The sequence below is a fragment of the Sporosarcina sp. P34 genome, assembly GCF_002743375.1.
In the GTDB taxonomy this organism is placed as follows: domain Bacteria; phylum Bacillota; class Bacilli; order Bacillales_A; family Planococcaceae; genus Sporosarcina.
In genome coordinates this window covers 52,926-67,196 of record NZ_PDZC01000011.1, presented here as the reverse complement: position 1 = coordinate 67,196, position 14,271 = coordinate 52,926, and the positions used below count along the sequence as shown (strand labels likewise).

The 14,271-nt window shown below is 41.6% G+C and carries 9 protein-coding genes; 1 reads left to right on the top strand and 8 read right to left on the bottom strand.

Annotation, left to right across the window (positions count from 1 at the left end; all coding sequences use genetic code 11):
• Positions 1–78: 78 nt before the first annotated feature.
• From CSV63_RS13990 to CSV63_RS13975, 4 genes are all read right to left on the bottom strand, one after another.
• The gene (locus CSV63_RS13990) at positions 79–1,275 is read right to left on the bottom strand and encodes an NAD(P)/FAD-dependent oxidoreductase (RefSeq protein WP_099696372.1); all 1,197 of its coding nucleotides are present in this window, start codon (positions 1,273–1,275) and stop codon (positions 79–81) included.
• Between the two features lie 98 nt (positions 1,276–1,373).
• Complete coding sequence (locus tag CSV63_RS13985) at positions 1,374–4,016, bottom strand: MMPL family transporter (protein WP_099696371.1); 2,643 nt, start codon at positions 4,014–4,016, stop codon at positions 1,374–1,376.
• A 3-nt stretch (positions 4,017–4,019) separates the two neighbouring features.
• On the bottom strand, positions 4,020–4,466 hold the full coding sequence (locus CSV63_RS13980; RefSeq protein ID WP_099696370.1) for a MarR family winged helix-turn-helix transcriptional regulator: 447 nt from the start codon (positions 4,464–4,466) through the stop codon (positions 4,020–4,022).
• A gap of 178 nt (positions 4,467–4,644) precedes the next feature.
• Entirely contained in the window at positions 4,645–5,661 is a 1,017-nt protein-coding gene (locus CSV63_RS13975; RefSeq protein WP_099696411.1) for a YeiH family protein, read from the bottom strand.
• Between the two features lie 124 nt (positions 5,662–5,785).
• On the opposite strand from CSV63_RS13975, the gene CSV63_RS13970 reads away from it, so the two are divergent.
• Positions 5,786–6,700 (top strand): LysR family transcriptional regulator, encoded by a 915-nt coding sequence (locus tag CSV63_RS13970; RefSeq protein WP_099696410.1) that lies wholly within the window; start codon positions 5,786–5,788, stop codon positions 6,698–6,700.
• Positions 6,701–6,900: 200 nt separating this feature from the next.
• On the opposite strand, the gene CSV63_RS13965 is transcribed toward CSV63_RS13970, so the two are convergent.
• From CSV63_RS13965 to CSV63_RS13950, 4 genes are all read right to left on the bottom strand, one after another.
• Positions 6,901–9,003, bottom strand: coding sequence for a methyl-accepting chemotaxis protein (locus CSV63_RS13965; protein ID WP_099696369.1), 2,103 nt, complete (start codon positions 9,001–9,003; stop codon positions 6,901–6,903).
• Between the two features lie 159 nt (positions 9,004–9,162).
• Positions 9,163–10,284 (bottom strand): virulence factor, encoded by a 1,122-nt coding sequence (locus tag CSV63_RS13960; protein WP_099696368.1) that lies wholly within the window; start codon positions 10,282–10,284, stop codon positions 9,163–9,165.
• A gap of 21 nt (positions 10,285–10,305) precedes the next feature.
• Positions 10,306–12,192, bottom strand: coding sequence for an ABC-F family ATP-binding cassette domain-containing protein (locus CSV63_RS13955; RefSeq protein WP_099696367.1), 1,887 nt, complete (start codon positions 12,190–12,192; stop codon positions 10,306–10,308).
• 354 nt (positions 12,193–12,546) lie between these two features.
• The gene (locus CSV63_RS13950; protein WP_099696366.1) at positions 12,547–14,169 is read right to left on the bottom strand and encodes a M20/M25/M40 family metallo-hydrolase; all 1,623 of its coding nucleotides are present in this window, start codon (positions 14,167–14,169) and stop codon (positions 12,547–12,549) included.
• Positions 14,170–14,271: the final 102 nt, after the last annotated feature.

Sequence of the window (14,271 nt, the reverse complement as noted above, 5' to 3'; positions counted from 1 at the left end):
ATGTAAATGATCTCCTCGACAGCCTATTTCTATTCATAACGCTATAATTAGCTAAAGAACGATTACTCCTGCTGTTTTTTAACGTTCTATTTCTAGTATAGGTTCATTGGGGTTCGACGTACCTGCCAATTCATCACGTATTAAATACGCCCCCAACATACTGTAGACCGTTCCGTTCCCGCCAAGACCAATCAAATAATAAATATTTCGTTCAAATGGATGGCGGCCAATGACTGGTAACTCATCCGTCGATTCACCAAACAATGCTGTCCACTCATACTCAAAATTGAACTGTTGATTAGGAAACAGCTCTTGCAATTGCTGTTGTAATTGCTTAAATTTCGTATCGATTTCTTTTTGTGAGCTCGGTAATGTATCCATATTTTGATCCAAGCCACCCGCCACGATGCGATGATCATCCGTCAATCGCATATACAAATAAGGACGTTTGGTTTCCCAAATCATCATTCGATTATGCCAGAATGATAAATCTTCTAGTGGCTGTGTTGCGATTGCATATGTAACTTTTACGTCTTTTTGGGGAATCTTCATACCTGGAGTCGGTGCATAACCAGTAGTGACCACAACGGATTTTGCCTGGAATTCTCCGTTCGTCGTTTTAATGAATACACGTTCTTCTGTATTTTGAATCCCGAGTACTTCGGTATGTTCAAATATATCCATGCCCTTTTCATATGCATACTGTATCGCACCCATACACAAACGCAAAGGATTCACTTCTGCATCCCCCGCCGTCACGATAGCGGCAGGTTGTGAAAACGGAAAGTGCGTTTTAATATCTTCAGACTCCCAAAACTCGACCGGAAAATCATACTTTTGCAACACAGCAAACTCTTTACGCAATCTCACTACATCTTCTTCCGTGCTGGCATAATACAAACTTTCACGTGTGTGGAACTGGACATCAAATGGTGCATGTTCCGCAACGTCTTGCAAATGGATCATTGCTTCTTTACACGCTCGATAAAATTCCACAGCTTTCTCTTCGCCAATTTGCTCCATTAATTCATGCAGCATAATATCATTAGAGAACTGCAGTAAACCAGTATTTGCGGCAGTACTTCCCCCACCTACTTCTTCTTGTTCAATCAACACGATCGAATACCCTTCATTCACTAATATATATGAAGTCAGCGCACCCGACATTCCGCCGCCTACTATTGCTACATCATATAGATCTTGACGTTTCACTTCTGCAAATCCTTTTCTTGTAAAAGTCGACTCCCAATATAATGACCCCGTATGTAACTTCATGAGTAGCAATCCCCTTTTTTATTTTATTTACCCTGAAAGACTGCTCCTATAAACATAGACAAAAAAGGTGCTCAATTAGTAACTGAGCACCTTTTCCTTTATCCTCTGAACGGCCACCAAACACCGCGTCCGAACGAAATCGTAATGGCTGGGATTAACAATGGCAAAATAATTAAACCATAGAGCAGTAATCCCAAAATAACAATCGTTGCGATCTGCATGAGGCTCAAGACGCCTGAAGGCATCATAGCACCGAATGTTCCTGCCAAAATAACAGCTGCCGTAATAATAACAGTACCCATTTTCGCCATAGAATACATCAATGCTTCTCTGACCTTCATACCTCCAATACTCTCTTCGCGGAAACGATCGAGTAAGAAGATAGAGTAATCTACGCCAAGCGCAATCAGCATGATAAATCCGAAGAATGGAACGGCCCAACTGATTCCGTCATAACCAAGACCATTGACGAAGATCAATTCCGTAATAGATATCGCCGTGTAATATGTCAGCAATAATGAACCGATCATATACAATGGCATGATAGCAGAACGGAATAAGACGAAGAGAATGATGAATAACCCGATTAACATAACGGTAACTGTACGTGTAAAGTCAGCCGATGAAATATCATTCAAGTCCGAGTTCATGCTTGAAATACCGCTGAAGGCTATATCTGCATCTTCAAATGGTGTACCGATGACCGAGCGCTTCACAGTATCTTTAATATCTTTCACCGTTGAAATGGCTTCACGTGAATAAGGATTTTCCTTCAAGATCACTTCCATCAAAATTCCTTTTTCGTCATCGAATGTGTAGCGGTCAATGACTGGTGCAAACTCCTCACTATTAAGTGTTCCTTTAGGAATGAATAAACCCGTGTCGCGCACACTTTTCGTATCCGCCATATCGCCAAGCATATCCGCAATTTCTTGAAGACCTGTCGTCACTTCAGCCAAACCGTCTTTGGATGCTTTGACACCGCTGCCTAGCTGCTTCAAACCACTTTTTAATTGTCCGATTTGCGAACCACTTTGGTTGATCTGAGAACCAGCTCCTGCAATGCCTTTACTGACCTTTTCCAATTCTTTACCTAGTGCATCCAACCCCCCAGCTGCTTGTGCGGCAGGAAGACCTTGTTGGAGGCCGCCAGAAATTTGCGCTAACTGACCATTGATCTGCTCAATACCATTTGCAGCTTGGATTAAGCCGCTGCCCGTTCCGCCAGAAGGCAATTGATTAGCTGCGTCGCGTAAATTATACTGCACTGTCGCCAAACCTAAACGAATTTCCTGTATGCCATCATTCGCTTGTTTTAAACCGTCTGCCATCAAACCGATTTGATGGTCTACATATAAGTCTTCCAATAATTCACCAGTCGGTCGTGTAACGGTACGAACACTTTTGACACCTTCCACTTTCTCTAAGTCTCGGGCAATCGCTTCTAAATAGGTGATATCCCCTTCTTTCACGATTGAAGAGTCTTTCTTTAACAGTACTTGTACGGGTAGTGAATCCCCTTCACCAAAAGCATCCGAAATTAGATTTAACCCCTTGACAGACTCTTTGCTACTATCAATTTCATCCACCGTATTGAATGATAGATCATTGTCATACGTCAATAATAGCGGAATTGTGATGATGGCTACGATGACCATGGAAAGTAGTGGGCGCATAACGGATAATTTACTGAATGCAATCCACAATTTACTATCCTTATGCGAAGCCGCGCCTTTTGCAGGCCAGAATAATTTGTCTTTTAAAATGGACATCAACAGCGGCACGACAGTGAATAGAACGAACATCAACACCGCAATCCCTACCGCTACTGCGACTGCCGATTTAAATATCGGGAAGTCCGCAAATCCGATTGCCGCGAAACCGATAAACACCGCAAGTGCACTGATGAATAGTGTGCGTCCAGCTGTTCTATACGTGTTGATAATTGCTTCTTCTACTTCATGTCCAGCTAGTAATTCTTCTTTATACCGACTTAATAACAGAATACAATAATCTGTTCCAAGACCGAATAATATCGCGACTAAAAATATTTGGGTATAGTTCGAAACCGGGAACCCAAACCAGTCGATGAAGAACGCTACAAATGACTGACTTAATAAGTAAGCGATTCCTACTGCGACTAACGGAACGAATGGTGTGATAATCGAGCGAAACACAATGAGTAATAAAGCAAAAATCAACACCACCGTAATAATCTCTGTCTTTTTTAGTCCTTCTTGCGCACTTTCATTTACGTCATTATTGATAATTACTTCGCCTGTCATATACACTTTGTCTTCTGTAGATACGATATCTCTTTTTATTTTTTTAGCCAATTGAATAATTTCATCATCTGTACCGTCTACCACTATGGGGAGCAATACAGTTTTTTGATCTTTAGAAACGAGCTGATCTTTCATTTCTTCACTTTCAAACGGATCTAAAACCTCCGTTACAATGTTACTGGCATCTCGAATTTCTTTGGCAATTGCGGAAATTTCCTGTTTTTTTGCTTTGTCTGCCGGTTTTTCAAGATCATAGACGAGCGAAATGGTTTCATCCGCTTGTCCCGCATCTTCTAGCATTTTTGCAGCCTTCTGGGAATCTGCCGAATCTAGCAATTGGAAAGAACCTGCTTTTTCCGCCTGCTTTGCCAAGTCAGGTGCTAGTATAAATAAAACAGCAGTCAGTATCACGATACCGATCGCAATAGGCCATTTGAATTTTAAAATCGTTTTCACGCCTTATCTCTCCTTTGTGACTAAAATTGATTTCAGCTTACGGAATGTCTTGATGAATTGTTCAAGCTCCTGTTCATCGATTTGATCTTTCAACAAGTTTTCGATGCTTTCATTTATTGCAGCATTTGAAATCGATAGTACTTCATGTCCTTTTTCGGTTAGTGATATTCGATTCATCCGCTGATCTTTCACGTCTTTTTCAGACTGTACAAGATCTTTTTCGACTAGTTTTTTGAGACGACTCGAAATGGCACTTTTATGTACGCCTTGAATCTCCGCCAGTTGTCCACTGGATAGCTGACCGTAGGCAGATAGTATTTTCAGTACGTGAATTTGTTCTGGTGAGTAATCTTTCCATATTGGAACGTCCAAGTTTTTCACGACATGCTCTGTACCGTAGATCATGACTTCTTCAAATAGTTCTACTGCTTCTTGAAGCTGATTTCTCAAAGTAGTCCACCCCCTAAACCAATAATGAATAGTTTAGGGGGTGGACTAAATAAAGTCAACTAGTTCAGACGTGTTTTATGGAATTTTTATTGATTGCTAGTTATGGAAAGAATACACAACGAAAAAGCCAACCTACGAAATAGTTATTCGCAGACTGACTTTTTATCGGTATAGTGTATTAAATAATGAAATAGGCGATGACGGATAATAGTATGGATGTGACTGTCATAGCGGCAAGTGGACGCATCGCGCGGTCTTTTACATCACGTAGACTGACGTTTAGACCAAGCCCAACCATGGCTGCTGTTAGTAACCATGTGGTCAGTGTAAAGACGCCTTCCATTGCGTAATCTGAGACAGGTATGGATTGACCGAACACATAGCTTCCTAAAATACTTAGAATGATAAAGCCGACGAGGAACCATGGAAATTCAATTTTAGCGCCCGTTTCGTCTGCATGCTTACGTTTCATGATAGCAATGAAGATGAAGCATAGTGGCACCAATAGAAATACTCGACCAAGTTTAGCCAATAAGGCAATCGCTAAGCCATCTTCTCCTGCCGGTGCACCCGCTAAAGCTACATGCGCAACTTCATGCAAACTGATACCTGCCCACATTCCGTACTCGATTGAATCGAGTGGAAGAATGGGTCGTAAAATCGTGTAACCAATCGCAAACACTGTACCCATTAAGGCAATGATTCCTACACCTATTGCCGTGTCCTCATCTTTTGCTTTAATAATCGGTGCCACTGCTGCAATGGCCGCCGCACCGCAGACTCCTGTCCCGACACCTAAAAGCAGGGAGATGTTTTTATCTGCTTTAAAAACTTTGGCGAGCCAAATGGTCATGAATATCGCGAAAATGATTACACCTACATCTCGAGCAAGTAAGCCGAGCCCGTCGCTTAAGACGGTATTTATATTTAATTTCAAACCGTATAAAATAATGGCTGTGCGAAGTAAATGCTTGGACGAGAAAGCAATTCCACTTCGAATCATTTCAGGATAGCCAAAAAAATGACGGTATGCTACCGCGATTATGATTGCGCAGGCCATTTGTCCGATCTGATCGAAACCTGGTACTTTTGCTAATACATACCCTATAAATGCAATAAAAAATGTAAAAGCTATTCCACCGGTCCATGTTTTCCATTTAGATGGATGTTGTAGTGCATGCTGTTCTGGAGTCATATTCGAATAAATCATGATGACACCCCCTAGTACTAGTATAGAAAACAGCTGGCTATAAGAGAAATAACTATTTATAATAGCTATGATAAGTAAATCCATATACACGGAAAGGAGTTGCCTCGTCATCGATCAACAACTGCAAGTATTCATTGAGGTAGCCGAGCAAAAGAACTTCTCTAGAGCAGCAGAAGAACTGCATATGACACAACCTGCTGTCAGTCAGTATATTCGTTCTTTCGAAGAATCCATTGGTGTACGATTGCTTGAGCGAACGAATAAATACGTACGACTCAACCAAGCTGGAGAAATTGTCTATCATCACGCAAAAGAAATCGCGGGCTTGTATTCAAAAATGCAAAACTTAGTAGATGACTTGGGCAATAAAGCTAGCGGTCCTCTCACTATTGGGGCCAGCTATACTTTCGGCGAATACGTCTTGCCTCATATTCTGTCTAAACTTGTCACAGACTACCCGGCGATTGAACCACAAGTCACAATTGGAAATACAGCAGACATCGCGGAGTTAGTCATTACTCACCAACTCGACATCGGCTTGATCGAAGGACATTTCAAGGAAGCCGCACCGCTTCAAAATGAAGATTTTGCAGAAGATGAAATGTATATCGTCACTTCTAGCAATCATCCACTAACTCAGAAAAAAGGACGACAGTCGATCACTGCACTAGAAGATGAAATCTGGCTATTGCGCGAAGAAGGTTCAGGCACACGAGAAGCCGCAGAATTATTCTTTTCCCAGTCTGGATTTTATCCGAAGCGCATTATGCAATTCAGCAGTACGCAACCGATTAAGGAATCTGTCGAAGCGGGACTTGGCGTAAGCTTGCTATCACAGTGGGCGATACAAAAGGAATTGCGTTATGGGGATTTGAAGACGCTATCGATAAAAGGAACGCCATTCAAGCGGCATTTCTCTATCGTGACGAACTCGCCTTTTCAAACGAAGGCGTTGCAAGTGTTTATTGAGTTGTTAAAGAATAGTGAAGAGTTGACGGTTTTGAATATCAGGACCACATCGTAACATTCATTTCTGAGTGAAGGATTGGTGGATCGTTTACGTAAGTCACTGCATTTGCTCTCGCATTTTCATAGCAAAAAGAAATGCAGACACTTACATATCAGAAACTGTACTGCGTAAAACAGTCCCAAAAAAGAGAATAAAGCTTTCAATTCAAAAAAGCAGAAGTGGACTATGCCACTTCTGCTGATTACACAATTAAATTACGATAATTTGAATCGATCGACTACACTTCGCAATTCCCCAGCGATCTCATTCACTTGATTTGTAGAATCTGCTACTTGTTCCAATTCACTCTGTTGTGCGGCAGCTGACGCACTCACTTCTTCAGAAGATGCAGCCGTCTGCTCCGAAATGGCAGAGACGTTTTGGATGGCAAGAATGGCTTCATCTTTATATTCCATCATTTCGGCAAGTTTCTCGGATAACTCCGTGATGGATTGGCGAATTTGGTCAATGATGTCCGCGTTCTGTACGAATGATTCTTCCGTATCTGTAACGGACTGATTTTGACCGTCCATGGATTTCATGTTTAATTCAATGACGTCAACTGTCTGCTGTGATTCTGACAAGATTTCTTTCACGGTTTCTTGAATTACTTCAGTTTCTCTGCGGGACTGTTCCGCTAGCTGACGTACTTCATTCGCAACAACCGCAAATCCTTTACCACTATCACCCGCTCGAGCCGCTTCAATGCTTGCATTAAGCGCTAGAAGATTTGTGCTTGCAGTAATGCCATGCAATGTTTCAATGACTTGATTAATAGATGATATTTTAGTAGTCAATGTTTGGATTTGAAGCTGTACTTTTTTATTCATTTCATTTGCTGTCGTGTTATGAACACGTAGACTTTTCACTTCCGACATGCCATTTTCAGCAGACTTAGAAGCGTCTGTAGATAACTGATTCATTGTCATGAACATTGTGTGGATATGATCCATACGGTCTGCTAAATCAGAAATTCGTTGGCTCGTTACTTCCGTATCTTCGGATTGTTTAGAAGCGCCTTGTGCAATTTCATCTGTCGCTACTGACACTTCTTGATTCGCGGCAACTAGCTCCTCGAAAGCATGCGTAACCTGCGAGGATGACGCACTCAACTGACTCGAAGACAGTTGCACGGTTTGTAACGCCGCATTCGTCTGGCGCAACATATCGTTGTAAGCAAGTGTTACTAATCCTATCTCATCGTGACGGATTTTCTGTTCATCTACCATCATCGTCAAGTCACCTGCAGCAGCGGTTTGCATAGATTGCTGTAGGGTTTTCAACGGCCTCAACAGTCGATAAATGAAGATCGTGGATGCGCTTGACATCAGCAACATAATTACGATTGCAGATATAATTGTAATCCACAAAATAGCGGTGAATGTTTCCAAAATCTCAGATTTCGGTGTAACAGTTTGTACTGACCATTTCTCATTGATTCCTTTTAAGTTGATTGGAGAGAAGGCATTAAATGCTTGTTCACCTAGACTCTGAGAATCTACATACATACTTGCCAATTCACCTTGATCAATATGTACTTTAGCAGCATTCCAATCGATTGCATCTGCCATATTGCTATTGTTTAGTTCAGGCTTTAGACTGTTCGCCGTAATATATCCAGCGTCTGTAATAATAGAAGCATAGCCGCCTTTTGGTTGAATCGTCTTCACCATATCAGTCAAGAAATCTATGGATATATCTGTAGTTAACAAACCAAAATAATTTCCTGATGCATCTACCATCGGAACGGAAATAGTAGTCATGAGAATGGTTTTACCATTTGTTTCGTAAGAGTAAGGTTCTGTTAAAATCGCACGTGCTTCATTTTTCGGAACGGTATACCAACTATTCGCTGTTGAATCATCCATACCACTTAATGGTTCTACATCAGTAGTATTGTCTTGCTTAAAGATATATGGAATGAATTGCTGATTTTCATCTAGCAAGTTCTTTGGTATGACTTCCCCTTCAGCGAATGCGGACTGATTAATGACTGCCGCCATTCCAGTAGCATCCTCATTTTTCTTCAAATTGTTTTTAATGATCCGAATAATTTCCTCCGGTTTCATATCACCTGTCGCTTGTAATGTTTCCAATATGTGACTTGTAGTGCGTAACATGTCATTCGTTTCATTGAATTTCGCACTAAGAATGAGTGAATTTTTATTTGCACTTTCCAACGCAAATTCCTCAGCATCTTTAATGCTTTGCTTATGTAACATGAAACTAGTAACAACTGAGTATACCAAAAATAGTGATAAAAATAATACGATAATTAGTCTTGAAAGTTTCATCGCAATACTTGCAGACTTCTTCACTTCATATGCCCTCCTAGTAAATTTTGATCAGATCTTTATTATACCTTTAGTCCTTATCAAAAGTATACATTTTCATCTGAAAGTCATAGAAAAAACCTTGTCGAGTAGACAAGGTTTAGGATTCGAGATAGTTAACGTCTTTCGATAGGCGTTAATAAATTAGTTAGTTCTTTCGGTCATTTGACGCCAAATGGAGCCTTTCGCCTCTTCGCCTACTTCAATTCTAGCGATCGCCATACGGACTTGCAGTTTCACTTCAAATTCATTATCGTCTTCTGCTTCGTGCAGTGCGGGTAATGCTCGTTCTGTTCCGGATTCATAGAGGAACATAGCAGCACGCCAACGAACCAACTTGTTTTTATCTTGCAATAAACGGATTGCAGCTGATTCGAAACCAACATAGCCAAGGTCACTCATACAGTCTGCAGCTGTACGACGAACCGCCCAACTTTTATCTTCAAGTGCTTTTTCGATAAACGGGATGACGGTTTCATCCTCGATCATTCCAAGGTACACTGTAGCCAATCTGCGGATAGACATCTTCTCATCTTCAAGTGCAAGCGTTAGGACTGGATAATCCGAAACGTCTGGATCTGGCATTTGATCCAATAAGCGGAAGCGCGTTTCCCATTCTGGAACAGTAAATTCCGCCAGTGTCACTTTCTTTCCACGAACTTTTGCTTCTTCGTCTGCCTTTTCCGCTTTTTCCACAAGCTCATGCAAGCGTGTTTCAGGATACGCGGCTTCAAGTTCTTGTACAACTTGCTCGCCCACTTCCTGCAATTCTCCATAACGAATTCCGTAATCTACCCATTTCCGCAGTAAAATGTAGTTTTCCACTTCAGAATGGTGAACGGTTTCCATAGCTTGGATGAAACGTTCACTTAAGCCAAATCGAGACTCCTCATCACTATTGAACACTTTCACTTGCAACGGAATCTCTTTATAGGTCTGTACATGAACGTAGACTTCACCGAAATGCTCGTCTATTTTTTGCTCTTTTGCTTGATCAAGTGACTCGCCGTCTTCATTTAAAACTGATCGTACTTCGGCAAGGATGGATTCCCACGCAACATTTCCAATTCTCTCCACTGCCATAAAATCTAATACGTGATAGATTCCCTTAATTCCTTGTATAGCCAAAAGAGAACGAATCGGCTCAGGTGCTTGCGCTTCATCTTTTTTCTTATAGTTATGACTTACTCCATCAGGCAAAGGAGTATCTAAAATAATTTTCATAGAATTTGGACTCGGTGTCGGTTCAATCGATTTGATTTTCAAGAAAACTCTCCTCCAATATAATTAATCGGCTAATTCCTGTAAATAAGACCAGCGCTCGACAAGTTCCTCGTATTGTTGGTTCAGCGTTACGAGTTCTTCATCTAGTTGACGGAGCTGATCATAGTCTGAGCCCGTAGTCGTCATTTTTTGTTGTACCGCGGCTATTTTTTCTTCTATTCCTTCTATATCCGTTTCAATAGTTTCCCACTGACGTTTTTCCGCGTATGTCATTTTCTTTTTAGCTTCTTTAACTTCTGGAGCCGGTGTCGGAGCAACAACCGCAACTTTAGCTTGTGACTTCTCGTCTTTTGTATTCTTTTCTTCAAGATAATCTGAATACAGACCAAGACGTACATCGATTTCGCCTGAACCATCTAGTATCCATAGCTTACGTGAAATTCGATCCAAGAAGAAACGGTCGTGGGAAATCGTCACAACTACTCCAGCGAACGTATCAATAAACGACTCCAAAACGGATAACGTTTCAAGATCCAAGTCATTCGTCGGCTCATCCAGCAGCAATACGTTCGGCTGTTCCATTAATAATTTCAATAAATATAGACGTTTACGTTCCCCACCTGATAATTTTCCGATTGGCGTACCGTGTGCGGAGGAAGGAAATAAGAATCTCTCCAACATTTGTGTCGCAGACAATCGCTCTCCATCTCCTGATTCAATGTCATTGGATGTCTCACGAATATACTCAATGATCCGCTGGTTTTCATTCATTGGTGGCAAATGTTGATGGAAATGAGCAATCTTTACGGTAGAGCCTATATCGACTTCACCGGTGTCCGGCATAGTTGTCCCATCCAACATTTGAAGAAGTGTCGTCTTCCCTACACCATTCGGTCCGATAATCGCAATACGTTCTTTCGCTTGTAGAATAGCGGAAAAACCATTCAATATCACTTTATCGTCAAATCTTTTCGTAATATTGTTGATTTCCAACACTTTTTTCCCAAGACGTGTCGTTTGCAAATCCATTTCAAAGTCCAATGACTCATCAGTCCGCTTCACTTTCGCTTGAAGTTCATCAAAACGGTCAATACGCGCTTTCTGTTTCGTCGAACGTGCTTTAGCACCGCGGCGAATCCATTTCAATTCACTGCGGTAACGATTACGGTCTTTTTGATCCGAAGCAGCCGACATCTCTTCACGTAGTGCTTTTGACTCCAAATAATCTGCGTAATTTCCAGTATGCGAATAAAGTGTTTTATCCGCTAACTCGTAAATATGTGTAGCGACTTGATCCAAGAAATACCGATCGTGTGTAACAAATAATATGGCTCCTTGAACATTTTGCAAGAAGTCTTGCAACCACTGAATCGATGCGACATCCAAATGGTTCGTCGGCTCGTCCAACAACAATAAATCCGCTGGTTCGATTAATACTTTAGCGAGAGCCACACGCTTCAGTTGACCGCCCGATAGTTCGCCCATCTTCTTATCGAATGTCTCGATACCTAGCTTCATTAATATAGTACGTGCTAAGGCATTCAAATCCCAGCCGCCCGTTGAATCCATTTCATTTTGATAAAAAGAATATCGTTCTTGATACTCCTCATTTAAAGGATCTTCGGTTAGTAATTGCAATGCATGCTCGTAATGTAGATTTGTACGAATAACAGGTGCATCACTTTCGAATACTGCTTCCATCACGGTTAAGTCCGGATTGACAATCGGTTCTTGAGGCAAGTATGCCACACGGAACTTATTTGGATGATCCATTGTCACCGTATCCGCACTTCCCTGCCCTGAAATTATGGAAAGTAACGTAGATTTTCCCGTGCCGTTAATCCCGATCAAGCCAATCTTATCTCCACTTTTTAAATTAAATGCTACATCTTTAAAAAGTGTTTTTTCTCCAACTGTTTTAGTTAATTTTTCTACCACTAAATGACTCATCCTGGCACATCCTATTCTTAAATGGCTTCTAATGTTAGTATAGCTGAAATACAGGCAAGTTGAAAACATGCGCGTTTGCGTACTATGTATGGTGGTGGTTGATGGTTACTGAAAGTGAGTGGAGTGTAACATGGAGAGGTGTTTTGCGAGCCATTGTAAGTGAAGAATCCATTGGCCCCACTTTGGGTCAGGTAGATGACTTTCGCAAGAAGCTACAGACAGGATGTTAGCCTGTCTATGCCCATTGCTTTGCCTAAAATTCGTTATCAGTACTTTCAATTCGTTGATTTTCTTTCAGGTAGGTCAAGCGCTGTTCCAACACTTCTACCCATTAGACCCAAATTGTTAGAAACCTCATCTAGACTTCGTTTGATTCATGCCCGCGAGTTTCTTCACCAACTGCTCCAACAACACTGGCATTTCCCTGAAAGCACTATCGATATGCAGCCGCTCCGTCTTTTGATGCGCATCCTTACCAAACGGCCCCACATTCAACACCGGTGCAGTGAGCTTGCGCATATCCTCAAACGGAATCGAATACGTCGCACCATAGACGGGCGTATTCTCTGCGAACGCCTTCCAATGATCCTCTTCATCCTTATACTGCACATAACTCAAATCACAAATTCCATTGAAATAATGTACTTGTTCAATTGTTAGATCAAATACTTGCGCACGCTCTTGCACAAACGCAATCGATTCCTTCACAAGGGGATCGTCAGACGAGTTAACAGCCGGATAATAAGGAGGAGCATAGAATAGGACGGCCGCTGGACCCAATTCCTGGCACGCCATCATGAGCGTATCGACAATACGTATGCATTGCTCACGGTCATCCCATTCTTCTTGCAACAGCACTTCCTGTTTCAATCTGTTCACTTCGTTTTTGCCTAACTGATCTTCAGCGTATGTTAATAACTCTTCAAAACGCAGTACACGAATATCTCCTAGCGGCACTGCCGATTCACGTGCACACACTGCTTTATACTGTTCAGTACACTGTGCCATCGCTTCTTTTGCCACTTGTTCAAATAAATTCATGATCTCAGCGGCTGTCCGCTTGAATAGAAATACATTATATAACGCAGCTGCTCGCTGTGGCGTTTGTGTAGAGTACTGGATTTTCAAATCTTTTTGGTGCAATGTGACGGGAAGTGGTGTTGATTCGTTCTGCTCTAGTTCACGGAATATAGGATTCCATTCCATCTTTTGTGTCAAAAAAGACGCCATATAATCTGCAGTAATCCCCTTTAAAGGTTCACCCACATGCGTTTCTTTTCCATAAAATAATGCGGCTGGCATAATTTTTCCGATTGTCCCGGAGTAAATATATTCTTTCGTATCCGCAGGTCCTTGTGAAAATGAAGGCTCTCCGTTCAAGAATAATTTAAAGCGATGCCCTTCTTGTTCTTGCAGACGTACAAGCTCCTTAACAGCAGCACGCATCCCCGCTGAGTTCACTTCTTCATCTGGTACTGTACACAATAATAAATTAATAGGCCAATTCTCCATACTTGCCCGTTCGATCAACTGTATATGCAAAGCCAACCCCATCTTCATATCCATCGTACCTCGGCCGAATAGATATTTTCCTGATTCTAAATCAAGGCGCGCAGCTTCAGGCAACGTATCTTTATTTTCCAACAACTTTTTCGTCAATTCTTCCGGATGAAACGCTAGTGGTTCAAGTGCTCCGTATTCATCCGTTTGTACAGTATCAAAATGACTGATTAACACAATCGTATCTGTTGCATCAGGATGTTCATAAAGGGCATGCACGACTTGCCGCCCGAGACCCGCATCTAGAAGTGTAATATTGTCAGCATGCTCAGTGAAATATTCCAGTTCGCTCAACTTATTTTGTAGCTTCCAGGAAAAGAAACGCTCTCCTTCCGTTAACGTACGACTATCCCAACTTACTAGTTCACAAAGCAATGCACGCAGCTTTTCAGGGGTATCAAAACGGTATCGATTCATTCCATCTCCTCCTTCACGGTTAAGTAGTGTATAGCTGATTCAAAGTAAAATGAGAAAAAGGCTGGGACAAAACCTCAAAAGGTATGAAGGAGAATACACCCT